Source organism: bacterium, assembly GCA_035295165.1.
In the GTDB taxonomy this organism is placed as follows: Bacteria; Sysuimicrobiota; Sysuimicrobiia; order Sysuimicrobiales; family Segetimicrobiaceae; genus JAJPIA01.
Genome location: DATGJN010000063.1, coordinates 1 through 25531, shown reverse-complemented (window position 1 = coordinate 25531; position 25531 = coordinate 1). Strand labels below are relative to the sequence as shown.

Annotated in this window: 21 protein-coding genes; 7 read left to right on the top strand and 14 right to left on the bottom strand. The window is 63.0% G+C overall.

From position 1 onward, the window contains the following. Nucleotides 1–1149, bottom strand: a 1149-nt coding sequence (locus VKZ50_09980) for an ABC transporter substrate-binding protein (GenBank protein ID HLJ60049.1), incomplete at its 3' end; no start/stop codon positions are given. Nucleotides 1150–1962: 813 nt separating this feature from the next. Continuing rightward, nucleotides 1963–3543, bottom strand: a complete 1581-nt coding sequence (locus VKZ50_09975; GenBank protein HLJ60048.1) for a gamma-glutamyltransferase family protein — start codon at nucleotides 3541–3543, stop codon at nucleotides 1963–1965. Between the two features lie 1175 nt (nucleotides 3544–4718). Here VKZ50_09975 and VKZ50_09970 point away from each other — a divergent pair. Further along, the gene (locus VKZ50_09970; GenBank protein HLJ60047.1) at nucleotides 4719–6095 is read left to right on the top strand and encodes an FAD-binding protein; all 1377 of its coding nucleotides are present in this window, start codon (nucleotides 4719–4721) and stop codon (nucleotides 6093–6095) included. Between the two features lie 25 nt (nucleotides 6096–6120). Here VKZ50_09970 and VKZ50_09965 read toward each other — a convergent pair whose 3' ends face one another. The 12 genes from VKZ50_09965 to VKZ50_09910 form a co-directional block, all read right to left on the bottom strand. Further along, a complete protein-coding gene (locus VKZ50_09965) occupies nucleotides 6121–6900 on the bottom strand; it encodes an ABC transporter permease (protein ID HLJ60046.1) in 780 nt (259 codons plus the stop codon). A gap of 129 nt (nucleotides 6901–7029) precedes the next feature. Further along, nucleotides 7030–7806, bottom strand: coding sequence for an ABC transporter ATP-binding protein (locus VKZ50_09960; GenBank protein ID HLJ60045.1), 777 nt, complete (start codon nucleotides 7804–7806; stop codon nucleotides 7030–7032). Between the two features lie 127 nt (nucleotides 7807–7933). Then, nucleotides 7934–9013 carry an ABC transporter substrate-binding protein gene (locus tag VKZ50_09955; GenBank protein ID HLJ60044.1) on the bottom strand — a complete coding sequence of 360 codons (1080 nt, stop codon included), beginning with the start codon at nucleotides 9011–9013 and terminating at the stop codon, nucleotides 7934–7936. Between the two features lie 100 nt (nucleotides 9014–9113). After that, the gene (locus VKZ50_09950; GenBank protein HLJ60043.1) at nucleotides 9114–9941 is read right to left on the bottom strand and encodes an IclR family transcriptional regulator; all 828 of its coding nucleotides are present in this window, start codon (nucleotides 9939–9941) and stop codon (nucleotides 9114–9116) included. A gap of 68 nt (nucleotides 9942–10009) precedes the next feature. Further along, on the bottom strand, nucleotides 10010–11398 hold the full coding sequence (locus VKZ50_09945; protein ID HLJ60042.1) for an AMP-binding protein: 1389 nt from the start codon (nucleotides 11396–11398) through the stop codon (nucleotides 10010–10012). Nucleotides 11399–11412: 14 nt separating this feature from the next. Further along, nucleotides 11413–12159 (bottom strand): enoyl-CoA hydratase-related protein, encoded by a 747-nt coding sequence (locus VKZ50_09940; protein HLJ60041.1) that lies wholly within the window; start codon nucleotides 12157–12159, stop codon nucleotides 11413–11415. 96 nt (nucleotides 12160–12255) lie between these two features. Next, a complete protein-coding gene (locus VKZ50_09935; GenBank protein HLJ60040.1) occupies nucleotides 12256–13113 on the bottom strand; it encodes an amidohydrolase family protein in 858 nt (285 codons plus the stop codon). Nucleotides 13114–13166: 53 nt separating this feature from the next. Beyond that, a complete protein-coding gene (locus VKZ50_09930) occupies nucleotides 13167–13739 on the bottom strand; it encodes a 3-isopropylmalate dehydratase (GenBank protein HLJ60039.1) in 573 nt (190 codons plus the stop codon). Further along, on the bottom strand, nucleotides 13736–15004 hold the full coding sequence (locus VKZ50_09925) for an aconitase family protein (protein ID HLJ60038.1): 1269 nt from the start codon (nucleotides 15002–15004) through the stop codon (nucleotides 13736–13738). Before VKZ50_09925 ends, VKZ50_09930 begins: the two co-directional genes overlap by 4 nt. A gap of 78 nt (nucleotides 15005–15082) precedes the next feature. Further along, the gene (gene prpB / locus VKZ50_09920) at nucleotides 15083–15985 is read right to left on the bottom strand and encodes a methylisocitrate lyase (GenBank protein ID HLJ60037.1); all 903 of its coding nucleotides are present in this window, start codon (nucleotides 15983–15985) and stop codon (nucleotides 15083–15085) included. Between the two features lie 52 nt (nucleotides 15986–16037). Beyond that, nucleotides 16038–17438, bottom strand: coding sequence for an amidohydrolase family protein (locus VKZ50_09915; protein ID HLJ60036.1), 1401 nt, complete (start codon nucleotides 17436–17438; stop codon nucleotides 16038–16040). Further along, nucleotides 17435–18160: an isochorismatase family protein gene (locus VKZ50_09910; GenBank protein HLJ60035.1), complete on the bottom strand. Its 726-nt coding sequence runs from the start codon at nucleotides 18158–18160 to the stop codon at nucleotides 17435–17437. The genes VKZ50_09915 and VKZ50_09910 overlap by 4 nt, the downstream gene beginning before the upstream one ends. 160 nt (nucleotides 18161–18320) lie before the next feature. On the opposite strand from VKZ50_09910, the gene VKZ50_09905 reads away from it, so the two are divergent. Genes VKZ50_09905 through VKZ50_09880 form a run of 6 tightly spaced genes read left to right on the top strand, consistent with a single transcriptional unit; the run spans nucleotide 18321 to nucleotide 25156 of the window. Continuing rightward, the gene (locus VKZ50_09905) at nucleotides 18321–19325 is read left to right on the top strand and encodes an ABC transporter substrate-binding protein (GenBank protein ID HLJ60034.1); all 1005 of its coding nucleotides are present in this window, start codon (nucleotides 18321–18323) and stop codon (nucleotides 19323–19325) included. A gap of 7 nt (nucleotides 19326–19332) precedes the next feature. Continuing rightward, nucleotides 19333–20130, top strand: a complete 798-nt coding sequence (locus VKZ50_09900; protein ID HLJ60033.1) for an ABC transporter ATP-binding protein — start codon at nucleotides 19333–19335, stop codon at nucleotides 20128–20130. Further along, nucleotides 20127–20948 (top strand): ABC transporter permease, encoded by an 822-nt coding sequence (locus tag VKZ50_09895; GenBank protein HLJ60032.1) that lies wholly within the window; start codon nucleotides 20127–20129, stop codon nucleotides 20946–20948. The genes VKZ50_09900 and VKZ50_09895 overlap by 4 nt, the downstream gene beginning before the upstream one ends. Beyond that, nucleotides 20938–21774 carry an ABC transporter permease gene (locus tag VKZ50_09890; protein ID HLJ60031.1) on the top strand — a complete coding sequence of 279 codons (837 nt, stop codon included), beginning with the start codon at nucleotides 20938–20940 and terminating at the stop codon, nucleotides 21772–21774. Before VKZ50_09895 ends, VKZ50_09890 begins: the two co-directional genes overlap by 11 nt. 2 nt (nucleotides 21775–21776) lie before the next feature. After that, on the top strand, nucleotides 21777–23189 hold the full coding sequence (locus VKZ50_09885; GenBank protein HLJ60030.1) for an MmgE/PrpD family protein: 1413 nt from the start codon (nucleotides 21777–21779) through the stop codon (nucleotides 23187–23189). Next, nucleotides 23189–25156 (top strand): FAD-dependent oxidoreductase, encoded by a 1968-nt coding sequence (locus tag VKZ50_09880; protein HLJ60029.1) that lies wholly within the window; start codon nucleotides 23189–23191, stop codon nucleotides 25154–25156. Before VKZ50_09885 ends, VKZ50_09880 begins: the two co-directional genes overlap by 1 nt. Nucleotides 25157–25531: the final 375 nt, after the last annotated feature.

Genomic DNA, 25531 nt, shown 5'->3' with positions numbered 1-25531 from the left:
ACCGTGGCCGGGTCGGACGATTCCACCCATCTGGTCCGACGCCGGCGCATTAGCCGGTACCTCACGTGGCGCAACCGGCGGGCGGGCAGCACCACCTGCCCGCTGTACCGATTCCGCTCCATCAAGTTGGATAGGCACTAGTTTGGCTTCGACTTGATCCACAAACACGCCCAATTCCAGCGGGACGATGTTCACCTTGATGCCAATGTCGGCCATGTTGGCTTGGAACAGTTGGGCGATCGTCGTGAACTCCGCCCGGCTGGTGACGTGTTTTAGTTGAACCGAGAATCCCCCCGGCACGCCCGCTTCCTGCAAGAGCTGCTTCGCCTTCACCACATCCCGTGTATTGTAGGAAGCCGCAGTCGGGTCGAAAGCCCAGTGCTTCGGGGGGATGGGATTCGATTTGATCGCACCGAACCCAAAGGTCGCATCGAGGAGCGCGCGCCGGTCGACTGCATAATTCATCGCTTGGCGGACTTTGGAATTGTTGAGCGGCGGGCGACGAGTATTCGTCATCATAACATATGCTGAAGGAGCGATGCCTGGCGGAACTGCAAACACTTGAGACTTCCCGGCTTTTTGGACTTCTTGCGCCCGGGGCAACGGAATGGTATCGATGAAGTCGACTTGCCCCGTTTGCAGCAGCACGACTTTCTGATTCTCGTCGGGAGTTGGCAGAAACGCTATTTCGTCCAAGTACGGGATACCTCGACGATAGTACCCCTCAAAGCGTCGTACCCGGACGTACCGATCACGCACCCACTCCGTGAACCGAAACGGTCCGGCGCCCACGGGCTTTGCGGGATCGAAGCTGTGCGGGATGATCATGATATCGGCCATACTCAAGGGAAAGCTCGCGTTCGGCTGTTTAAGGCGGAAGACGATCGTGAGCGGATCAGGTGTCTCGATAGAAGCGACCTGATCGATCACAACCGTGTAGCTGTGGTTGACTCCGAGCGTCTTGTTTTCGATACGCTCCACGGATGCCCTAACCGCGGCTGAGTTGACCGGGTCACCATTGTGGAACTTCACATTTCGCCGCAATCGGAACGTCCATACCAGCGCATCGGGAGACTGCCACGATTCCGCGAGCGCACCTTGCAACCCGGTGACCGTGTCATTGTAGGTCAGGGCATCGAACAGCGCCACCGAGATATCAATGTCGAATAAGGTGCCGCCAGTGTGAGGATCGAGGGTCTCTGGCTCGGCCCCTAATGTGGCCCGGAGGAGTCCGCCACGGACACCCTGAGCCGCCACCGAGAATGAGCGGAGAAGGGCTGGGCCCCCGCCCAAGGAGGCCACCCCCAAAGAGCTCGCAGCAACGACACGTGCAAGGAAGCACCGACGTGACAACTCGCCATGTAGCATTGTTTCGCCCCCGTCGCGGACATTGCTTGTGTCCGCGTTGGTGCCTTCACTTACTCGCGCTCTGTCAAACTCCTCCTGACCCTCCCGGAACATGCAGGTGGATGGTATGTTGCGAACGAGCGACGACTTTCTTGGGACAATCCTGTGAGCGAGAAGAGCTTTGCGGATGGACCTGATGCTTCTGCAGGCGGGCTCGTGGCTGTGTGGGTAGGCTCGCCGTTGCTGGCATCAGTCAATTTCACGGAACCGACATTCGGCACGCCTTTCTGGCGACGCTCTTGCAATCGCGACCCCTATAGAGGCCATGGATTCGTTGGATCGGCTGCCGTCATCACGCATGCCATTCCGCAGCGGTCCAAGGTGCGGAGCCGTTCGGCGCCGTGGCATTGTGCGCAGCGTTTTCGCCTGGCACGCCTCGGCCAGCGGCAGGGGTACCCGCGCGAAAAACGGCGCGGCACTTGACGGGGACAGCGTCCGCCGCCCGGGCGGCCAGGAAACGCCGACGTGACCACCGCGTAGAGAACGCGCTCGATGCCATCCCTTTCTATGTCCCTCGCCACGAGTCGCTTGCGGGGACGATCTACGGGAATGATCTTAGACCGACACCACCGCACCGCTCCATCGCGGGTCCGTGGCGGCGGTCATGGGCTCCGTGCCGGACCCAAGTGCCAGCGCTTGCACCCCACCAAACCGGGGACGCGTCCGCACCTGGTGCCCAAGCCGTCTTAGCCGCGTCTTCAGGACAGCCCCACCCTCTTCGATCTGCACCGGCTCAGCCGACTCTACGTGAAACCGCGTAGCGGCGAGCGCGGCCGCAAGCGAATCGCCCCGGTCGATAATGCGCACGACCGCATACGGCACAGTGCACAAGAGGGTGCGTCCGCCCGATCCACCGATCACAAAGATCGGCCGGCCATCTTTGGCGACCAACAGCGGGTTCATGTTGTTCAATGGCCGTTTGCGGGGCGCGACGGAGTTGGGGCGGCCCGGCCGGGGGTCAAACCGCGACATCCCGTGGCCCAGGACAATGCCGGTCCCCGGAACGACCACGAGACTGCCAAACCCACCGCCGTGGGTGATCGTGAGCGTGACGACGTTGCCGCGACAATCGGCGGCGCAAATGTGGACGGTCCCACTGTCCGACGGGTCCGGCGAGATCACCTCCCCAGCGGAGGGCAATTCCAACCCCGCCGTCACAGCACGCTGCAAGACCGTGATCCGACGCTCGTCCAGCTCCTCGTCCGCGAGTACTGTAGCGTGGTCCGGATCGCCATACCGCAGGAGGCGTTCCCGCCAACAGGCCTTCGCGATCTCCACGAAACAATGGACGAGCGCCACGTCGTCGCGCATGCCCGCGACATCGAAGTTCTCCAGCACGCGCAGCATCTGAAGCGTTGTGAGGCCGCCCATCGGCAACGGCGCCGCCGCGATCGAAAATCCGCGATAGGTACAGCGGAGGGGTTCGACGACTTTGGCTTCGTATGACGCCAAGTCGTCCAGCGTGAGCCGGCCGCCGCCCGCCTGGACTGTCTTGACAATCGCCCCGGCAATGTCGCCCCGGTAGAACAACTCAGGACCGTCCCGGCTTATCGCCTCCAGCGCACGGGCCAGGGCAGGGTTCCGGAGGAGCTCGCCTGCCTCAGGTACTCGGCCCCCAACGGAAAACAGGTTCAAGACGTCCGGGAACAGATCAGCGTTGGGGACGAGCGTCTCGTGGATGCTCAGCACGTTCTGCTCGTCGATCGGATAGCCCTCTGCCGCGGATTCAATCGCTGGCTCAATGACCGTCCGAAGCGACAGGGTGCCGAATCGGCGCTGCATCAGGGTCAACCCGGCGAGCACGCCTGGCACGTCCACCGCCTGGGCCCCCATCACGTTGGCCGCCCCGGGCACCCAGAGACTGCCGCCGGAGCTCTCGCGGACCGGAAATATGTCGGGCGATGCGGCCGCCGGCGCGCGCGAGTCAAAATCCACGGCATGAAGCGCGTGCTGCTGCGCGTCGTAGATGAGGGCGCTTCCGCCGTATCCAGCAATTCCCGTGCTGGCCGGCGTAACGACCGAGAGCGAAAAGCCGGCGGCGACCGCCGCGTCAACCGCCATGCCACCCGCCCGCAGCACGCGCGCCGCCGCGTCCGAGGCCACCGGGTGTGGCGTGACGACCATCCCGCCAGCCACCGTCACCTCCATAACTGCGCACCCCTACGCACCCGAGGATTCACCTCGCGATCCGGGCATGTTGGATCGGTCTCGTGCTGCCAACCGCGTTCAGCGCTTTACGTTGTCCCGAGGCCTCCGGGCCGCGACCTGTCGATGTCCGGGCCGTGTTGACGCGGCCTTATCGCCACAACCACACATCCCAAAAAAGAGAAACTGCCGGATCGCCGGGCTAAACTCGTGCTAGCGCGCGGCCGCGTGCGAGGAGACTACCGGAACTCCACATCTCCACGTTGACCCCGATCTCGCCCATCTTGGCTTGGACCCAGATTTCCGTTTTGATTCCTGCAACTCCTTTCATTGACGGAGCCAATCCCGTTTCTTCGTCCGGACCCTCCCCGGCAGCCTCGCGTGGACGCGTTCGTGTCTTATTCGGGCCATCCTGGGGGCGCCCATGTTACAACATCAGCACGAGGATCACCTGACACTTCAATATCCCGGAGTCAGGACGCGGTTAAGGCACACAAGTTCATAGGCGCTCACCTGTACCCCCACTGGTTTGACCTAACCTCCCGACCGTGCGAAATACTATTCTTATTATGCGAAGTGCGTCGAGCTCGACATCCCCACTCAGGTACAGGTGGGTCACAGTATACGTTACTCGGCCGATCGGCCTTTGAGGAGCGTCGGGAGGTCGATCACCCTGGGCGCCGTTGCATGCGACCTCCCGGAGTTGAAGCTCGTTGGCATCCACATAGGATGGCCATGAACCGAGGAGATGATGCGTGTTGCGTGGAAACACCCGCATGTTTATATTGGTTCCAGTGCCCTGCCTCCTCGCTTGTGGAAGCCCGAGGTTGCGCAGTTCATCGACTCGTGGGGCCGGACAAGGGTATCTTTGGAACCAACTTTCCTTTGATCGATCCGGAGATCGCCCGTCGTGAGATTGAAACACTGCCAATTCGCGCTGAATCGAAGCGAGAATTCTTGCGGGATAACGCGACCAAGCTCTACAAACTGTCCGTACCTTCGACCCCAGACGCCTGACACGACAGGAACCCGCTGGCCTGCGCGTGGAGCGGACGTGTCGCGAGGTCGTTGAGCGGGGTGAGAGGCAGACGCGCCGCTGAGCGAAAGAAGCCGCTCCGCGAACCGATGCACGTAACGTTGAGAATAGCATGATGTGGGGGCGAATTGTGGCTGACGCAGACTGGCGCAACCTATACGACGTGGTCGTCGTCGGTGCCGGCGCCTGCGGTCTAGTCGTCGCTGCGACCGTAGCGAGCGCGAACGCGCAGAGCAGCGTGTTGCTCCTCGAAAAGGACACGCGTATGCGGTGCAATGCGCAACTCGCGGGAGGCATGATCCAAGCGGCGGCAACTCGATTCCAGCGCACCGCGGGCATTCGCGATGACTCACCGGAGCTCATGGCGGAGGACATCCTCCGCAAGAATCATGGCCGGGGAGACGCCACGCTTATCCTGGCCTTGTGTCACGAGTCGGCGCGCGTGGTGCACTGGCTTGCCGACACGGTCGGCATCCCGATTGAATTTGCGCCTGAAACACACTGGATTGGGCATAGTCGACCACGCATGCACGCCCATCCGATGCGGTCGGGTGCACCGCTTATCGACGCGTTGCGAAGCTTTGTGTCCCGGCTTCCAAACGTGACATTCCTCGACCCTGCGCCCTGCCGCGGCCTACATACAAGCAACGGGGCGGTGACGGGTGTGGACATAGAATATCAAGATCGACGCGCCTCCATCAATGCGCGGAAAGTCGTCCTCGCAGTTGGCGGATTTGCCGCCAACCCGACCATGGTCGCGCAGTACATTCCCGAGATGATTGGCGCTCCATACGTCGGGTCCGAAAGCAACACCGGGGAGGGCATTGTCTGGGGGATGACAGCCGGTGCGGCCATCGAGAGAATGAGCGCATATCAAGGGCTCGGTTTCGTGCTCCACGGCCTCGGGACACGCCTTAACCCCGGGGTAGTGAGTGCAGGCGGCATCATGGTCGATCGAACGGGCCGACGCTTTGCGCGTGAGGACCAAGGCTACTCAGAGTGGGCGGCGGTGGTCCTGCGACAGCCCGGCGGCATCGCGGTGGCCATCTGGGATGAATGGATCCACGAACGCCTCAGGCACACTAACACAATGGTCGAATCGGAGCGGGCGGGTGGCATCCACCGGTTCCACAGTGCGGCAGATCTCGCTCAGCGTTTTCACATGGACGTTTCGACGTTCATTGGCACGCTCCAGGAGTATGAGCGTACGGTAGCACAGTCTCAAGACCGCTTTGGACGCGTGCTCCTGGGGCACGCGTTGACACCGCCGCTGTATGCGGCGACCGTCACTGGTGCACTAGCACATACGCAAGGCGGCCTCAAGATCGATGCAAACGGCCACGTGCTGCACTCCAACGGTCAACCGGTCGGACACCTGTATGCCGGCGGGGGGACCGCAGCGGGAATCTCGGGCGACGGGGCGGACGGATACACGTCAGGGAACGGACTTCTCATGGCGTTTGGGCTGGGGCGCATTATCGGGCAAAACATTCTCGGCTCACTCTGACGTGCCAAGTCACAGGGTGGCCTGCCTACCGCAACGAAGCCCGAGACTCTTCCCCTTGTTGGACGTGCCGCTGCAATAACCAAGCGCCAACGTCCAGGACCACCGCCATTGCCGCCATAAGCACCAGAATGGCGAATGACATACTGACTTGGAACCCGTTTGTGGCTTTGACCAACATTTGCCCTAACCCATAATAAGAGGCGACCATTTCAGAAACGACGACCCCAAGGACGGAGTAGACCGCCCCCAGCCGAAGTCCAGCCACGATGCTAGGTAATGCCGAGGGGATCTCCACAAGGAGAAATCGCTGGAGCCGCGACGCGCCTAGGGAGTTGGCCAACGCCAAGATATCCGGGTCGACGTTGCTCAATCCGGCCATCGTGTTCACGAGCAAGAGAAAGAACACAATAGTTACTGCAACAAAAACCTTGGCGGTGACTCCGAGGCCAAACCACATGATAAACAACGGCGCGAGCGCAGGGCGCGGCAGAGCATTGAACAGCGTGATGTAAGGATTGAATGCCCGTGCGAGCACCGATACGCGCCACAGCGCAACGCCGCCAGCTACTCCAAGTATCGACCCGACTGCTAAGGAAATCGCAGCGGCGACGAGCGTCTGCCAAAGATTATACCAAGTTGCGCCCTGGCCCAAGACATTGATCAGTGACACGGCAACCGATATGGGATCGCTGATGTAGAATGCCTTTATGATATTGGTCGCGGAAAGAAATTCCCACCCGCCCAAGACTACTAGCAACGCAGCAATGCGCACCGTCCACGCCGTTGCCTCATACCGTCGCCGCATTGTGCGCATCTCCGCGCGAATACTCGCCTCAAACGTTTGGAGGTCAGCGGTGCGCGCCGCGCTAGTAGCTTGAGTCACGCGCACAGTCCCCATAGTTGGCTCCCATCGAGTTCATCAGTCGTCTACTCCTCATTCATCTTCCGCTGGTGAAAGCTGTGCTCGCACTTCGGTCTTGAGCTGCCCGCTCAGAAGCCGATGGTAGCGACGGAAATTTGGATCGTCCAATTCAATCTCAGTGGTCCGAGGTCTCGGAATGGCGACCGCTACATCGGCGACAACGCGGCCAGGGCGGTGGCTCACAAGGACGACCCGATCTCCCAAGAGGATCGCCTCGCCAAGATCATGGGTAACAAAAATGACCGTGGCGTTCACACGCTCCCACAAACGCAAGAACTCTTGCTGCAATAACATCCGCGTCTGCGCGTCAAGCGCAGCGAACGGCTCGTCCATTAGCAAGCAACGTGGCTCAAGCGCCAACGTCCGGGCGATCGCAACTCGCTGACGCATCCCTTGTGAGAGCTCGTTGATTTTGGAATCCGCGAATGCGGTGAGGCCAACACGGTCGAGCCACTCCGCACTCTTCTGACGCCGGAGATCCCGTGACTGCCCGCGGATCTCCAGTCCGAACTCGACATTCTGGCGCGCAGTCCGCCACGGCATCAACGCGTCGCGCGCCAGCATATACGCCACTTCTGCTGGCGGCCCCGTCACGGCACGTCCGTCGAGCAGTACCTCCCCCTGGCGGGGGAAGACAAGGCCTCCAACCATGGCCAACAGAGTCGTCTTTCCGCATCCGGAAGGGCCGACTATGGTCAAGAATTGGCCCGCAGGGATCTCCAAGTCAAAGTCCCAGAGTGCCGGTACCACGCCGTTTCCCTGCGGAAACGCGTGTCGAACGCGTTTCACAGAAATGGCCACCCCGGTTCGTTGTGGCGCCGGCACCTTGCTCCGAACTCCCTCCCGCTCTAGAGAATACCCGCGTGTGTCGACGTTCGTGGCGGCGTGCGCCCGAAGTACGACCGCGGCGTCGTTCTCACCTACCCCCAGGCATCTGCGCGTAGGGGAGCACCAGGGTTTGGTAGTTGATATGGTAACGAACGACATCGTCGCGCTTGAGAATGCCAAGCGTCTCCAACAAGCTGATCTCGTCATTAAGTAAGCGCGGCGACACTCGAAACCGCGCATCCTGTTGTGGCGCCGTGGCTACGGCGTGTTGAATGGACGACGCGATGACGGAGACGTACCGTCCGCCATAGTCGACGTCGGAAATGATCTGCGCAGCCGCAGCGGGGTTAGCTTTCTCCCAGTTGAATGCGTCGATCAAGGCAGCTAGCCACCCCTTGATATCGTCCGGGTGCTGGGTCGCGTACTGCGCGGACGTGCCCATCGCAAACGTGCTCAAACTATTAACCTGCTGAGGAGCACCTGGTCCTGTCAGGTTGACATACTGAACGGTATGCGCTTCGATCGCCATCACCCCAGCATCCGCCTGCGAATACGTCACATACCCATCGAGCCGTCCGCTGCTGAGTTGGGCAATCCCAGACTGCGGCGGGCCCACGGCGACGATGTGTACAGCGTCCAAAGGCACGCCCGCTAGCTGCAACCCGGCCTGCAAAGCTAAGTATACAAGGGACCCGATCCCGGTCAGGCCAAGCGTCTTCCCCTTGAGCGCTTGCAGTTTGTCGCCGAAGGACGCGTGCGGGTCCGTCGCGATCTTAGCCAACGGGGAGTTCTGCGGTACCTGTATGGCGTAAGGGATCCAGTCGTTCAGCATGCCCGCGAACCGGATGTCTTCGCCCTTCGCTGCGGCCAACAGTAGAATTTCCGGATTAGTGGACCAGCCAGCGATGCTGCCGCCCACCAGAAACTGAGCCGCTGCCGCACCGCCACTGGGTGGCGAAAGAAACTTTGCGTCGAGCCCATGCTGCTTGAAAAAGCCTTGCCGATCTGCAATGACGTCGAGCCCGTACACTTCGCCAGTGAAGGTGGCTATCGTTATCGGAGACAACGCACCGGCCGGGAGGACGGACCAGGTGGCCCCGGCCACCAATACCACGCAGATGAGCGCACTCACCACAAAGCGACGCGCCATCGCTTTCACTCCCGTCATTTTGACCTGCCCCCCTTCTGAGCTGCCTTGCGCCTCGCTAATTACTCGCCTCATGACAGGCCGAACGCGCGGTCGAACGTAGGCGCGGGTGCCAATAGTGTCAGCCCGTGCTTGGAGAGGGTGATGTCTCGCCGGCCACTGCTGCCAACGGTTCTGTCCACGCGGGCCACATGCGCGCAATTGTGTCCGCAACCGTCACGAGACGCGGTGCGAGTGCACGCATGATCTCAAGGGTGAATCGACTGGACGGGCCTGCAACCGTGATGCCAGCCACGACTCGTCGGCTGGTGCCGACTCGGATAGGAGCACCCACCGAGTTGACGTCGTCCCAGTACTCCTGAACTGTCGTCGCATAACCTTGCTGGCGCACGCGCGCCCATTCGGCCCGATTGGCATCGACGGTAGTCAATGTCTGGCCGGTAAGTCGCGGTAGCCCTTGCTTGAGAACGATCCGAATCGCTTCCTCTTCTGCCAACGAGGCCAACCAGACCTTTCCGGCCGCGCTCGCGTTAAGCGTAACGCGCCGTCCCAGCATCGGCACGAGCTTGACACGTTGAGTGCCTTCGGCCTTGGCGACAAAAATCATGTCGTCACCTTGTACCACCGCCAGCTGGACGAGTTCACCAGTCTCTCGTGCAAGGTCTGCCAGATACGGCTGACAGATATCTTCAAATCCCATCGTGTCGATAAAGGCAAACGCCAGGGAAGCTATCCTGAGCGTCAAGCGATAGCGTTGGCTCTGCGGGTCCTGCTCCACGTATCCTGCGCCTTGCAGGCTTGCGAGAATGCGGAAGACGGTAGCTTTGCTCAATTTGGAAGCACTAGCCAATTCCGTCACGCTCAGGCCATGCCGCGCCGCCGAAAGATGCTCCAGCACGCCCATAGCGCGCCGAATCGCATTGATTGTCCCGTAATCGCCCGCTGACATGTGTTCCCCTCAGCGTGTGTGCCTTATGCGCGTTCAGCTTGTCGATGCGTGTGTGATCGACGCACCGGTCACCGCCCCACATCGTGAGTCGTCGCGACATCGCGCTCGTCTCGAAAGCGCCTGAACTTGTATTCGTCAGCCTCGCGCAACACCGCAAACTCCTCTGGAATCAAGTACAGTGTACGGGGAGTCAGCTCGGACACGTCCTGCACAGTCATTGTAATCGCTCGGCCTACTGCTCCAGCTTGCTCTGAAGCGGCAGTAAATCGAATGACCAGTTCCTCACCTGAAAGCGGATCATTCGCGCGGCGGTAAGCAACGACGACTTGGAAGTCGTCGATTCCGGGTACCGCGCTCATCGCCGCGATCAGTGCTACGGGATTCAGTAGCGTACCTCGGACCTTCACCAGCGCATCGCCTCGTTGCGGAGGAATGATGAACCGTGGACCATCCCGCCCGCACCGATCGCACGGGCCCGTAATCATCGCCGAAAGGTCGCCGATTGCGTATCTGAACAGCACGGTGCCGCGACGGTTCAAATGACTAAGTAACACAAGGCCACGCGTACCCTCGGGCACCGGCGCATGTGTGGTTGGATCCACGACCTCGAACCAATACTGCTCCGCCGCCGGAACGTGGAGCGGCCCTTCCTCCGTACATTCGATCGTCGGGCCCTGCATCTCAGTGCACCCATACCCGTTTTGAATGAACACGCTTGTCGCGCCCAACGAGGCCAGGCGATGGCGTAAGTCCGCACGCATCCCTGGAGGACACGGCTCCCCGGCAACAAAGGCGATACGCACGCTGGACAAATCGAGCCGCAGGGTCTCCGCCACCTGAACAACCCGACGCACGTAGCTCGTAATTCCCCAGAGTACGGTGGCACGATGAGTCGCGATGAGTCGGACGAACTCCTCTGTCGTCCGATGTACGGGAAACGGCGTGTCAAGGCGGCCGGTAAACCCGGTGAGTACTCGCGCTCCCACTGCGAGTGGGCCGTAGGAAGCACTCAGGAAGCCTTGGTGTGGAACCGCGGTGAGCGGAAAACAGTTGGCCACGACATCCGCAGCCGTGATACCCGCCATCTCGGTGGCCACGCGCATCTGCCAGATTCGGGCGACGTGATCGTAACTAGTGTCGTAAAATGGCGTCGGCCGCCCCGCGGTACTGCCCGTCGTGTACACGACGCCCCACAGGGTTCGTTCAGGTAAAGAGAGATCCGCCAGGGATTCCGAGCGGAGCCGGAACGCGTCCGGGTCCGCCATGTACTGTTGCTTGGTGGTGACCGGGAGCTTGCGCAGATCGGTCAAAGAGCCGAAGTCGCGCCGTGACAGGCCAAGGCGCTGCATCAGGCTCCGATAGTAGGGGTGTGCCGCGCAGACGTAGTCCATCATCTGATGGAACCGTCGTTCCCAGACGGCGGCAAGCTCTTCGACCCCGGATCGTCCTGCCGGCATCGGCCCCGCCTTCGTCAACGTCCCCGCCACACGGGCGCGCGTTTCTCCAGAAACGCTCGGCTGCCTTCCTGGGCGTCCTCGGTCCGTTCCAACTCCCGCAACAGCTGCGTCGCGTACCGGTAGGCATCGTCAGGCCGCATCGGCAGGGTACGGAGGGTCGCCTCTTTCATGGCGCGCACCGCGAGCGGCGCGTTGGCCGCGATCTTGTGGGCCATCTCAAACGCACGCGCACGCACGTCGCCGGACGGCACCACGTGGTTTACCAGGTGGAGCGCCAGCGCCTCTTGCGCCCCGAGAAACTCGCCGGTCAGTAAGTACTCCATCGCAATATTCAAGGGGATCTTGCGCGCCAACAGGGTCGGCCCGCTGACAGAGCAGATCCCGCGCTTGACCTGAGGCCAGCCGAAAAACGCCTGCTCTCCGGCCACCAAGATATCGCACCCGAGCGCGAGACCGCACCCTTGGGCAAGGCAGGCTCCGTTAATCGCAGCGATCAGCGGCTTGAAGATAGAGTGCTGAAGCTCGTACAACTGGTCCACTGTCGGGGTGCCGGCGAGCGTTTCGCTGAGGTCGTGGCCTGTCGAAAAGGTGCTGCCAGCGCCGGTGAGCACGGCCACCCAGACGTCTTCGTTATCTCGGATGTCGATCAGCGCGGCGTGCACGTCCTCCCGCATCTGATGGTTGATAGCGTTCTTCTTCTCCGGTCGGTTGAGAACAACCAGAGCCACGGGCCCTTCCACTGAGTAGTCAACGGTTTTCATGCTGCACTCCCAAGGGTGCGTCTGCCCGCCGCGCTAGCAGCGCGAGCGGTCCCTGTCTCTTGCGTGTTCCCGCCGTTGGACCGAGCGCGACGTCGCTCAGTCCTCGAGCCCGAACAACCGCGCAGCATTGCCCCATAGAATCTCGTGCTTGGTCTCCGTGGCGATGGGCAACTGCAACACGTCCTCGATACTCGGGGTCCACTCGAGGAGTGGATAGTCGGTCCCGAACAGCACTCGCCCCTTCAGCAGCGGGGTATCGAAATAGGACACCAGCTCCTTGTGCAGGTACCGCGGCCGGATCCCCGAGAGCTCCAGGTACACGTTCGGGTGCCGCCAGGCGACGGCGATCATCTGCAGAATCCATGGCCAGCCCGCGTGACTGGCGATCACCTTCAGCTCCGGGAAGAACACGCAGACCTCGTCCAGATAGGTCGGATTGCCGGTCTCGAAGCTCACGGTCGGGTCGAAGTGGCTCGACGTATGCAACACGACCGGGACGTTCAGCTCGACCGCCTTGGCGTACAAGGGGTAGTAGCGCTTGTCGTTCGCGAGCAGCTTTTGGAGCCACGGCCCCAGGTTGAGGCCACGCAGACCGAGCGACTTTACGGCGCGCTCAAACTCGCGCACGGCGTCCATACCCTTGTGTGGATCCACGCCCGCAAACCCAACGAACACGTCCGGATACCGGTCGCAGAGCGTGGCGATCACCTCATTCGGCGTCTTGCGGCCCCACGTGGTTGTATTGTCGGCCGCACAGATGATCGCCCGTTGCACCCCGGCAGCGCGCATCTGCGCGATCTGCTCCTCGATGTCGATCGGGATCACGCGGTCTCGCATACGGTAGAGGTCCAGGTAGCGCAGGTGCGGCGTGATCGTCGTCGGGGGCGTCCACGACCCGAGACATTCCTTGATGCGCGGGACCATGCGCGCGTCGAAGACCTTCTGCGGGCTCATCCGAATGCGCTCTCCCTGTCAGCGTGTGTCGTCGCGGTGCGACGCGCGGGTGCTCATCGACGCCCGGCGGCGCTGAGCCGGGCCTTCAACATCGGATAGACACCGCCGGCATCGAGCACCTCAAGAATGAAAGGAGGAAACGGCGCGAAGGACAACTCCGCACCAACCGTCAGATTCCTGACCACCCCTTCCGCGAGATGCACCTCGAGCGCGTCCCCCTGGGTGACCGCGGTCGAGATACCAGGGATTTCGAGCACGGGGAGTCCATGATCGATCGAGTTGCGGAGGAAGTAGGGAGCGGCGCTCTCGCACAACACTGCGCCCACCCCGGCGCCCCGGATGGCCATGCACGCGTGGTCGTGATCGTGGCCGTACCCCATGTTCTGCTCGGCCACGATGAAGTCGCCCGGTTGCACCTTGCGCGGGAACTCGGGGTCGACGTTGATCATGCAGTACTGCCCGAGCTGTTCGTAGGTGAACATCCCCTTCCGCTGCAAATCCCGGACCAGCGAGTACGAGCAGATCTCCCAGTCCACGTCCAGGATCCCCGGGAACGCCCACGCCTTCCCGCTCAGCCGCCGCGGCAGGCCTGGTGCGCCGCGCGGCCGAAGGGGCCCCGCGCTCACAGGTACCTCCGGGGGTCGACGATCTTGCCCTCGATGCACGACGCGGCGACGGTCGCTGGGTTAGCGAGGTAGATCTGGGCGTCGTTGCTGCCCATCCGCCCAGGGTAGTTGGTCTGCCCCGTCGCGATGCACACGTCCCCGCGGGCAAGGGGGGTGTTCGCACCCCACTCCATGCCTTCGTTCGGAGTGGGCACCACGCATTCGGCGTCCACGAAGACGCGGATGAGTCCTTCGTCGAGGGCCTGCCGGAGGATGCTCACGGTCCCCGGGGTGATGTTCAAGATGACGCCGCGCTTGATCTTGCGACCGCGCAGCACTCGCGCGGCCAGGCGCAGATCGTCAATCCACGCGTTGGCGTCGCTGCCGATGAACCCTCGGTTCACCGTGGTTCCCTCCAGCTCGCGCACCGCCTTGACGACATGGCGCTTTGGCGGCGGGACGGCCTGCGGTTCGACGGCGGACACGTCAAATTCGACCACCCGCGCGTACTCGGCATCGGCGTCGCTCATCAGCGGTTCAAACGGCTCCGTGGTTCTCGCGGTAACGTAGGTCACGGTCCGCGGATCGGGGTTCATAATCGCCGTCCACGCACCGGCAAAGAGCGCCTGAGAGCAGATCGAGAATCGTCCCTCCATGCTCAGCTCGTCGATGTACGGCCCGGTCCACTCCAGCACCATCCCTACGGCCCCAGACGGTCCGAGCTGCCCGAGGATGTACTCGGAAACGTCCCGAGGGCACGTGCCCGGCGGCTGCGTGCCGTGAATCACGAGCTTCACCGAGCGCGGCACCTTCACCCACGTCTTCCCCGTGAGGAGGTAGGCGGCGGTGCCGTACGACAAGGCACTCGCAAACGCCCCTAGTGCCCCAGCGGTGCTGATGTGACCGTTAACGCCCTGGAAGTAACACGCGCCCGGCAGCGGCCAACAGTGTTCAACAGCGACCATGTTCTCGATGCCTTGCCGGCCCAGTTCGTAGCTATTCTCGTCGGGTACTTCCATCGTCTGTGCCCACTCCCGCATCCAGCGACGGTTCTCCGCCGCATTGTGCGACGCGGTTGCCCCGTAATGACCGTCGACAATCTTGACGCGGCGCGGGTCAAAGACGCGGGCACCCCATTCCAGGATCAGCCCTGCGCCCTTGTCGATCGCGGAGTGGGGGGCGATCACAGTCGGACATGGGGTCGTGACCTCCGCGTAGTCGCCGGGCCGAATGTTGGCCCGCCCCGATGCCTTCGCGAGGATCTTCTCGGTAATGGTGCTACCCACTGCTTGACGCTCCTTCCGTGTCGTTGCCGGCGTGGACCCGACGTCGACCGCGCCCGGGCGCCGGGTGCACGCCGGCGCTCAGGCCAGCGGGTCCGTGGCGTCGCCCACGAACTCTCGCTCGAACTCCGTGTAGCGCGAATACCCGATCAACTCGTAGAGCTCGGCGCGCGTGAACATCCGATCCAACCACCCTGTCTGGGTCCCGCGAGCCTTGAGCTCGGCATAGAAGGCCTCCATCGCTCGCAGGGCGACCCGCAGCCCCGAGGTGGCGTAGATCACGATCGCGTACCCAAGGTCCTCGAACTCGCTCGCCGATAAGTACGGCGTCTTGCCGAACTCGGCCATGTTAGCCAGCAAGGGGACGCGTACGGCCCGCGCATAGTCCGCGAACTCTTCCCGGGTTTGCAGCGCCTCGGGAAAGATGACATCGGCACCCGCGGCGGCGTACGCGCGCCCGCGCTTGACCGCTTCGTCGAATCCAAGCGGGGCACGGGCGTCCGTCCGCGCGATAATGACGAAATCCGGGTCCGACCGCGCGGCCACAGCCGCGCGGATCTTGCCCGCCATCTCTTCCAGCAAAATGCACTCCTTGCCGGCGACGTGCCCGCACCGCTTCGGAGAGACCTGATCTTCCATGTGTAGCCCGGCCAGCCCGGCCTGCTCATACTCCCGGACCGTCCGCATGACGTTCAGCGCGTTGCCGTACCCGGTGTCCGCGTCGGCGAAGACCGGCGTGTGCACCGCGTTCGCGATGTACCTCGCATTGAGGGCCATCTCCGTCACGCTCAGCAGTCCGATATCCGGCAGTCCGGCCAGCGCCGTGACGGTACCCCCGCCTGTCATGTACATGGCCTCGAAGCCGGCGCGTTCGATCAGCTTTGCGCTGAGCGCGTCAAACGCCCCGGGCGCCATGAGAATCTGCTTGCGCGCCAGCAGCTCACGCAGGCGACGCCCAGGACTGGGCGTCAGATGTGTGCTCATCGTGTCCTCCCCACAATCCGCGACCGCGGCGCCCGGGCCGGCCCACGATCGCTCACGCGCGGCGCGGTAAATAGCATCCGTAGCCTTGGTTCGCCACCACGGCATCATTGTGGTACACGGTCCGTCCCCGCACGACGGTGCGTTCGGGGAACCCGAACAACGCTTCCCCCTCGAACACGTTGAAGTCGGAGACCCCTTTGATCCAGCTGGCGGACGCGACGCGCTTCTTGTCGAGGTCGGTCACCAGGAAATCCGCGTCGGACCCCAGCGTGAGCGTCCCCTTCCGCGGGTAGAGACCGAAGATCTTCGCGGCGTTTGTACTCGAGATCTCGACGAGCCGCTCGAGGCTCATCCCGCGCTTCTTGACACCGTGGGTCACCAGCGCCGGGAACATGGTGGCCATACCGGAAAATCCCAGCCGCGCCTGCAGCACGTCGCCGGTCTCAATCTTCTTCATCGCTTTCAAAATGGCGCAGTGGTCGGTCCCGACGGTCGAGAGGGTTCCGCCCAGTACGCCCTGCCAAAGGGCGTTTTGCACCTGCCGGTCGCGCACCGGGGGATTGACCTTCGCAAGCGCCCCGCACGGCGACTCCGTGTCGAGCGCCAGGTAATGGGCGCAGGTCTCTGCATAGCTGTTCAGGCGGCGCAGATCATAGCGCTCTCGAAGCGCCTGGAGCGTTTCTTCCGCACTTGTGTGGACGAGGTAAACTGAAGCGCCCGTGCGCTCGGCAAGGTACAACGCCATCATCGCGTAGACAGTCTCGGTGAATCCGGGATTGAGCTTGTCCCAGAGGTCGAGCCCGGTGCGACCCAGGTGGTCCCGTTTGAGAAAGTGGTCGGCTTCGGGCGGCGCAAAGGGCGGAATCGAGATCTCAACATTCTGCGCGTGCACCGGGACACGCACGTTCGGATACTTGCCCGCCGCGCGCAACGTTTGATAGAGCAGTCCGTCATCGATGCGAGTGTCGCTCCCGATCCGCTGCTTCTCAAACCCTTTCCAATGGCCCGTGAACTTGAACGACGTGACCTCGAATTCGCGGATGTATGTGGCCATCTCGGCGACGTGCTGCTCGGTCAAGATCCCAAAGTGACACGCGAAGTCCACCACCGCCTGCCGCTCCGCGATCGCGAGTTCGGGCGGCCAGCTCTGCAAATAGGAATCCTTGTGAAAGAAGTAGTTGATGAGCGTGGTCACGCCTCCGCAGGCGGCGGCGCAGGTTTCGGAGTACCACTCGCCGTCTGACGGAGTGTAGATGCCTATGTGCACGTGTGGCTCGATCGCGCCTGGCAACACGTGCCTGCCATTGGCGTCAATCACTTCGGCGGCGTCAACCCCGGAGGAGTCAAGCAGCAGGCCAACTACCTTGCCATCCTTGATCAGCAGGTCCTCCCTGCGGACGCCGCGCTCGGGCGTGACGATGGTTCCGCCCCGAACGATGGTGTCGACGCTCATGATCGGGGCCTCGCCGTTGCGGTCATCGCGGCGCGCAGCGAGGGCACGGTCTGAAGATACGCGACCGCCTCGCGGCACGTCATCACGTCGGCGTACTTCATCCAGAGGTCGAGAAGAGAGCTCTTGTGAGACTGCTCGATGCGATCTGCGACGCCGTCCTCGAGCACCGCAGCGTTAAACCCGTAGGAGACGGCATCGATGCACGTCGCGCGGACGCACCCCGAAGTCGAAACCCCGCCGATCAGCACGGAGTCGACCCCCAACCTCACCAGATACTGCACCAACGGGGTCCCGAAAAGGGCACTCGCCGTCGTCTTGTCGACCACCAGCTCGTCGTCTGCAGGGCTCAGTTCGGCCAGGATGCGTGTACCCGGCGCGCCGTCAATGAACCGCTCGAGGTTTCCGCGCTTCAGGGCAAACCCGTCGTAGCGCGCTCCCCGAACGCTGTAGCAGTATCGTGTGTAGACGACCGGGATCCCGACGGCGCGTGCCGCCTCACGGACCGTCACAAGCTGCCGTACCACCGCCCACGCGGCAGCGCCACCGCCCGCAGGATATTCGGTGATCTGTTCAAGAATCGGCTTGTCAGCGCCGATGTGATTATATTGGCAGTCGATCAGGATCAGCGCGGGAGCATGGCCGAGGCCTCGCTTCTTGCCGTAGCCGCCCCGGGCGATTACTTGTCGGTCCTGTTCGCTCAAGGTATCGCTCCAAACAGGCATGAGCTACCTCCCGATGCGGCACGTTCCGTCGTGCAGATAAAGGGAGAATTGACAGATTCTGAAACACTGTTGTAACATAAAACACGTTTTCATTCCTGTCAAGATCCCTGCTCCGTCGTGACTCACATGAGCATCGGCTGTCGTTAGGGGAGGTGGGGAGATGCAGCACAGGACCGCTGTGACGCGAGTCTGGGCGAGCGCCCTAATCGCGGGCTTGATCTGCGTGCTTGCCATCGGCGCGGGAAGTTTAGGGCCGGTTGCGTCGGCGGCTCCGCCGGCGTTGGGCTCCCTCGTCATTGGCTCGGGGATTGACGCTTCGTACGCGTCAATACAGGTGGCCGTCCGGAACGGCTTCATGGAGCGGCACGGCATCAACGCCACCCTGAAGGTCTTTCCGTCAGGACAGGAAGCATTGGAAGCGGTCTTGACCGGCCAGTCCGACTTCGCCGGCAACGGCCAGTACAACGTCCCGCTGGTCGCCGCTCAGGGTGGCAACATCAAGATCATCGCTGAGTACGAGCGCTCCGACAAGCAGTTCGGGGCGGTCGCGAAATCCTCCATCACAAAGCCCGGCGATCTGATCGGGAAGAGAGTCGGCACCCAGTTCGGCACCTCGCCGGAGTACTATTATCACCTGTATGCGAAGCACTACGGTCTCGATGAGAGCAAAATCACGCTGGTCAATCTGCAATTCGCGCAAATGGTGCCTGCGCTCGCGAAGGGGGACATCGACGCCTTTTTCGCGTTCGAACCGAGCCTCACGCGCGCCACAGACGACGTCCCGGGCACGAGGATTCTTGCGCGCTCGGGCGACGATGGGGTCATGCCGCTGCGCGTGTACGCGGGCGTTTCTCAGAAAGTCTACTCGAACAAGGCTCTCGCCGTGGCGTTTCTCAAGGCCCTGATCGAGGCAGGCGACTGGGCCAACGCTCACCCCGACGAGACCGCCACTGTCATTTCACAGGCGTTCCAGATAAAGCCCGCGGACGCCAGGCGCTTCGTCGGGTATTTCGACTATAGCGTACGTTTCGATAAGGCGTCACTGGCCGAACTCGATCGGGTCGATCAGTACCTCGTCGACCGCAAGCTCGTGTCGACCAAGCCCGACCTCTCGAAGTTCGTCACGACGGAATTCATGAAAGAGGCCGACCCCAGCAGGCTCTGAGCGCGCCATGGTTCCGAGCGCTGTGAGGACCCGGTACATCGCGTTCGATGCCGTCTCCTTCGCCTACCGGGAGAAGCAGACGGCGGTCCTCACCGACTTTACCCTCGAGTTGAAACGGCGGGAGTTCTTCCTGCTGTTGGGGCCAAGCGGCTGCGGGAAGACCACCGCCCTCAACATGCTCGCCGGCTTCGAGCATCCCCTCGAAGGGCACGTCTCGGTCGACGGTCAACCGATCACGGGCCCCGGACCAGATCGTGTCGTCGTCTTCCAAGGAGATGATTCGCTCCTGGGGTGGCTCTCCACGGCCGAAAACGTCGAGTTCGGCCTGCTGTTAGCCGGGGTGTCTCGGGCCGAACGAAAGCAGCGGGCCGGGCAGGTGCTCGAAACGGTGGGACTGGCCGGCCATGGCGCCAAGCACCCGGCCGAACTGTCCGGTGGGATGAAGCAACGGGTTCAGATCGCACGTGCCCTGGTGTCCAATGCCGACATTCTCTTGATGGACGAGCCATTTGCCGCGGTCGACGCGCAAACCCGCACGATCCTCCAGGACGAGCTGGCGCGCATCTGGACGGAAACGAGACGCACCGTGCTGTTCATCACTCACGACATCGCCGAAGCGATCATCCTCGGGGACCGGATCGGCATCATGCGGGCCGGCCCGGACTCCAACATCAAAGAAATCGTCACCAACGACCTACCCCGACCTCGCAGTCGGGGGGACGCGTCCTTCGCGACGATGTACGCGCGGATCGAGCGGGCGGTCTCCGAAGAAGTCATGAGCGCGATGCGGAAGGAAAGTCGATGAAGGGCGCATCCGCCGCCCTCCCGGGTGGCGCCCTCGGCGGCCGCTCCTTGAGAGGGCGTTTCACCGACGGGCCGCGTGACATCGCCCTAGCACTGCTCTCGATCGCCGGGATGCTCGTCATTTGGCAGCTCACGAGCACGCTCGTATTCCGTTCCATTCTCTTTCCGTCAGTCACCCAGACCGCGGCCGCCCTCGGGACGACGGCCCGCGCTGGCATCCTGCCACGAGACATCTCGGTGACGCTGTTCCGGGTCCTCGCCGGGTTCGCGCTCGGTAGCCTCGGCGGCGCCGTCGTCGGCCTGCTCATGGGATCCGTCTCGATCGTGCGGAGGTTCTTCGAGCCTTACCTGAACTTCTTTCGGTTCGTCACGCCGATTGCCTGGATCGCACCCGCCACGATCTGGTTCGGGATCGGCGAGACGACCAAGCTCTTTCTGGTCGTGTACGCGACGATCTTTATCGTCCTGGTGAACACCATGGCGGGGGTCGCGCACGTGCATCGAGACCGCATCCGCATGGCACAGGCGTTTGGGGCGCGCCCCTGGCAGGTCTTCCGGTACGTCACGCTCCCAACGAGCGTCCCGTTCATCGTGACCGGCATGCGGATTGGCATGGGTAACTCCTTCATGACGGTGATCGGCGCCGAGATGCTGGCCGGAAACAACGGCCTCGGCTACCTGATCTACAGCTCGCGCATCTTCTTCAGATCGGACGTGATGTTCGGCACCATCGTCATCTTGGGCGTGTTCGGCCTTACCGCGGATCGCCTCTTCGATCTCGCACAGCACCGTGTATTGCGGCGCTACCGTGCACGCTAACAACCGCCTCCTCACCACGGTCTCGGTGGCCGGGTCCTCCCGCTGGGCGCGCATCGGGCGGGCGCTGTGGGACGACCATCTCAACACAATATTGATCTACGGTGTCTCGCTCGTCGCCGTGCTGGGTTGCTGGCAGCTGGCGGCCGATCGCTTTCACCTGTTTGTCCTCTTCCCGCCGCCGAGCACCACGTTCGCGCGCCTGGCCGGACTGATCCTCGACGGACGGCTGGAAGTGGCCGCCGCGGTCAGCTTGCTCCGGATCCTCGCCGGGTTCATCGCGGGGAGCGTGATCGGGATCCTGCTCGGCCTGCTCTTGGGAACGTCCAGGACGGCCCGCGCCCTGCTCGAGCCCTACGTACACTTCCTGCGTTTCGTCCCTCCGCTGGCTTGGTTCGCCCCAGTCCTGCTCTGGGTCGGCACCGGGGAGCTCGCAAAGGTTCTGCTGATCGTGTACACTACAGTGTTCGTGGTGGCGCTCAACACCATGGCCGGGGTGATCGCCATCCCCCGGAACAAGATCCGGATGGCTCGCACCTTCGGCGGCGGACCGCTCCAGATCTTCTTCCTGGTGATGCTCCCCGCGAGCGTACCGTACATCTTCACGGGCATGCGCATCGCGATGGGCAACTCCTTCATGACGGTCGTGGCGGCCGAGATGCTGGCTGCGAACGAGGGGTTGGGCTACCTCGTAAACAGCGGCGTTCTGTTCCTGGACACGAGTACCGTCTTTTCCGGGGTGATCGCCCTCGGCACCCTGGGCTTCGTAATCGACCGGATCTTCCAATCGCTCATCGCGCGGTTCGGCGGCCGGTTCGCGCCGCGGTAGTCATGGCGACACTCAGGCCCACCCCGCCAACATCTGAGGATCGGTTCGCGCGCTTCGCGGCCGCGCTCGAGGTGACGGCTCTTCCGGACGCGGTTGCCCGCCAGCTCAAAGCGTTGATCCTCGACTCGATCGGCGTGAGCCTCGCCGGCGCGGAAGCGCCCGGCGTCGATGCGGTGCTGCGCGCCGTGACGCAATGGAGCGGCCCCGCGGACAGCAGTCTCTACGCGCGGCCGACGCGGGTCGCCGCGCCGTGGGCGGCGCTCGCCAACGGCGTCATGGCGACGGCGCGCGACTTCGACGACACGCTCGACGACGCGATGCTGCATACTCAGCCATCGATCCTTCCGGCTACGCTCGCCCTGGGCGAGGCGCGCGATGCCACGGGCGCCGATCTCCTGGCAGCCGTGGCGGCGGGGACCGAGATGCTGTGCCGCATGGGGCGCGCGCGACGGCGCGGTCAGGAGTTTCTTCCGACCGGATCGCTCGCCGGCATGGCGGCTGCCGCCGCGTCCGCCCGCATCCTGCGGCTCGACACCGAGGGCATCCTCGACGCTTGCGGTATCGCCTACAGTCAGTCCGCGGCGAACGTCCAGCCGCTGCGCGAGGGCGCGACCGTGAAGCGGGTACACGCCGGGTTCGCAAGCAAGGTTGGCGTCCTCTCGGCGGTCCTCGCCGAAGGCGGCCTGACCGGCGCCCATCGATGGCTCGAAGGCGAGTTCGGCTACTACAATCTCTACGAACGCGGCGACTACCACCCCGCCACGCTGACGGACGGGCTCGGTACTCGCTTTCACCTGCTCGACCTATCGCTCAAGCCCTATCCGTGCGCCCGCGACAACCATGGCGCCGTCGAGGCCGCCCTGAGCCTTACGTTGGCACACGACCTTCAACCCGCGCAGGTCGCCTCGGCGGATATCTCGCTGCCGCCGAACGCGTTCGGCGTCTCTGGTCATCCGTTCGGCTCACTGCGCGGCCATCCGGTTGTGGAGGCGATCGTCAGCGCCGCGTACTGTGTCGCGGCAGCGATTTGTCGGCGCCGCATCCAGCTGGAGGATTTCACCGAGCACGCCACCGCGGATCCGGCCGTGCTGGAGCTCGCGGGACGCATCACGGTCCACTGCGATCCCGCGATCACGGATCCGGTCACGTTCGTCCCGCAATCGGTGGCGATCCGACTCACGAATGGCCGCATCCTCCGTCAGACCGTCTCCATTCTACGAGGCCATCCCAGCCGGCCGCTTTCCAATGAGGAGCGCCTTGCGAAGTTTCATGCCTGCTGCGACTTCTGCCCGCAGCGGATCGGCGCCCGGCGCCGCGCTGCAATCATCAATGCGGTTGAACATCTGGAGACGCTGGCAACGGTTCGCACTTTGGGCCGGTTGCTGGCGCTCGACGGGGAGGACAACGAACCGTGATGACGGGCGCATTTCCACACCTCTTTGAGCCCATCCGAATCCGCGAATGCATCATCCCCAACCGCATCCTCAGCTCGGCGCATGGGACGCAGTACGTCGAGAACTACCACGTCTCCGACCGGTTGATCGCGTACCACGTCGAGCGCGCCCGCGGCGGTGTGGGGCTCATCGTCCTGGAAGCATCGCGGGTGCACCCAACCACGATGTCGCACCCGCGCCAAACGCCGGGGTACGATCCCAGCGTGATCCCTGGGTATCGTCGGCTGTGCGACGCGGTCCACGCGCACGGCGCCGTGGTGTTTTCGCAGATTTTGCATCAGGGCCGCCAGATCACTGGACTGGATACTCGCCTCCCGCTCTGGGCGCCCTCACCGCTGCCCTGCCCCGTGTTCAAGGAAGTTCCGCATGAGATGACCCTGGCCGAAGTCCGCGAGGTGGTGGATGGACACGCGCGCACGGCGGAGCACCTGAAGACGGCCGGTGTCGATGGCATCGAGATCCATGCCGCGCACGGGTATCTGCTGCAAGAGTTCTTGTCCCCACTCAGCAACGAACGACGCGACATGTACGGTGGGAGTCTGGAAAACCGACTCCGGCTGGCCGTAGAAGTGATCGACGCCGTCCGGGAAACCGTAGGTCCGCGCCATGCGGTGGGCATGCGCATCTCGGCGGACGAGTTTACCCTCGGCGGCCTTGACCTGGACGCCATGAAGGAGATCGCCGCCCGACTTGCAGCGCGAGGCCTCGATTTCCTGTCCGTCAGCATGTCGACGTATCGAGGATACAGCTACGCCACGATGATCCCAGACATGGCTTTCAAACCCGGTGCGTTCGTGTATCTCGCCGCTGAGATTCGCCGTGCGCTCCAGCGCGCGGGGACGCCGATCCCGATCATGGCGGTGGGTCGGATCATTGAACCAGCCCAAGCCGAGGCGATCCTGGCCGAGGGCAGCGCCGACATGGTGACCATGACCCGCGCCCTGCTGGCCGACCCGGAGCTTCCGAACAAGGCTCGCGAAGGACGAGTAGCCGACATTCGAGAGTGCATTGGGTGCAATCAGGGATGCGTCGGAATGGGCCACACCGGGCGCCCGATTACCTGCCTTGTGAACCCCGCGGCTGGAAGCGAAGCGCAGTGGAGCGTGCACGCACTCGCTCCGACTTCCTCGCCAAAACGCGTACTCGTCGTCGGGGGGGGGCCGGCGGGAATGGAGGCCGCCCGGGTGGCTGCGGCTCGAGGCCACCGTGTCGCGCTCTGGGAGCGCACAAATGTCCTCGGGGGGCAGATCGCTGTTGCCGTCCTCGCTCGGAATCGAGCGGAGTTTGGCAAGCTGATTGTGTGGCTGAAATCTCAGCTTTCCAAACTTAACGTCGAGATCACACTGGAAACGGAGGCAACTGCCGAACGTATCCGCCGAGAAGCCTTCGACGCCGTGATCATGGCGACCGGATCCATCCCTGTGCTCCCCAAAATCCCAGGAGCCAGCGCGGTGGCGCCGATCGATGTGACGGATGCCCTCCGCAGGCTTGAGGAAATGGGTCCCCGCGTGGTAATTCTGGATGATGACCGGCATTTCAAAGCGGCCGGGATCGCTGAGGAACTTGCAGACCGGAAGTGCCAGGTCACCATCGTTACCAGAGGCGGCGAAACGGGGGCTGACGTCATTTCGGTGAGCTTCGCCGGTCTACGCGTCAGGTTAGGACGGAAGTCTGTCCGCACCCTTCCGTTCCATGACGTCGCACGCGTAGAGGGGCACGACGTCATCGTCCACGACGAATTCTCCGGCCGCGAGGAGGCGCTCCGCAATATCGATACATTGATTTTCGCCGGGCAGAACCGGGCTCTCGATTCCCTCGCCAGGTCGCTGGTCGATGTGCCGAAGGTCGTGCTCGCGGGGGACTGTGTCGCACCCCGTCGCGCGCTCGAGGCAATGCGTGAGGGGCACGCCGCGGGGTGGGCCATATAAGAACTAGTATGTCCAGTGTGGATGAGGTGTTGACACTCTTGGACTCCAACCGAGCTCTGCGGCATGGGTTAGCTGGCCTTCCTGCCAGCGAACAGGGCCGCCGGCGTGCGGCCTTGCAGGCGATACCCTTGATGGGGACGCTCCCGATTGTAGAAACGCAGGTACGCTTGCAAGTCCCGCTCCAACTGCGCCATGCTCGTATAGTACGTTCGGCGGAACGCGATGCGCCACAGCTCGCTCAGGATCGTGCCTTGCAGCCGTTCGACGAAGCCATTATCAGGTATGAAAGTGGTGGGTGCACTCCCTGCATGCGCTGCGCATGCGCAGTCATGTTATGGTGAGACCATCCAGGTGAGGGGCACCTGGGAGCACGCA